Genomic DNA, 695 nt, shown 5'->3' on the forward strand with positions numbered 1-695 from the left:
CCCAATCAATTTGACTGTTTTCTAAATCAAACAGATTAATCTGTTGAATACGAACCTCTTGACCATCACAAGTGTTGTTAGCATTATCACTCCAATTGCTTTCAGTGCTATCAACCAAAATACGACGGGTGAAGATCTTTTTCCCAGAGGCAGCGATAAAGCTATCAATATCTTCTTTTTTAATGATGTGAGCAGCATCATAGCATTTGCATTGAATGGCAGCATAACCTCCCTCATCACGGATTGTAGCGACCAGATCAATACCGATATCACGCCCATCTTCATCATGTTCCTCAGCCCATTCCGAATAAGTCTGAACCTTTTCGTATTCTTGCTTTTGTAAAGGATCTTCAGAGAAATAATCCTTCACAAGATTTTCAAACAGCGTTCCCAATTCACGGGGTGATTTTGCCTTTTCACGGTAGAATTCTAAGAGAGAGCGTAAAGTGACTTGTTCATGATCAGACTTAAGAGATTGCAGCATATTACAAGAGAGCTCCATTTTGGTATGAGAGGGTTAATTCTCTTCAAAAGAATCGAAATGAAGCTTATTAAATCCATTTTGAATGAATTGAGAAAAAATGCAGAAAAATGCGCAAAAACGGATAAATTTTTTCAAAAGGAGCTTTAAAAGCCTATTTATCCACAGCTTATAGATGCATGGTTAGATCAGCACAATAATGAAATTTGCTATT

At 37.0% G+C, this 695-nt stretch carries 1 protein-coding gene; it reads right to left on the reverse strand.

Translation table 11 applies throughout. The features are described 5' to 3' along the window. A partial coding sequence (locus tag ABD917_RS08760) for a restriction endonuclease (protein ID WP_345119674.1) occupies positions 1–484 on the reverse strand: 484 nt, incomplete at its 3' end. Between the last annotated feature and the right edge of the window lie 211 nt (positions 485–695).

Origin of the sequence: Bartonella pachyuromydis, assembly GCF_039543065.1 — a bacterium.
Taxonomy (GTDB): Bacteria; Pseudomonadota; Alphaproteobacteria; order Rhizobiales; family Rhizobiaceae; genus Bartonella; species Bartonella pachyuromydis.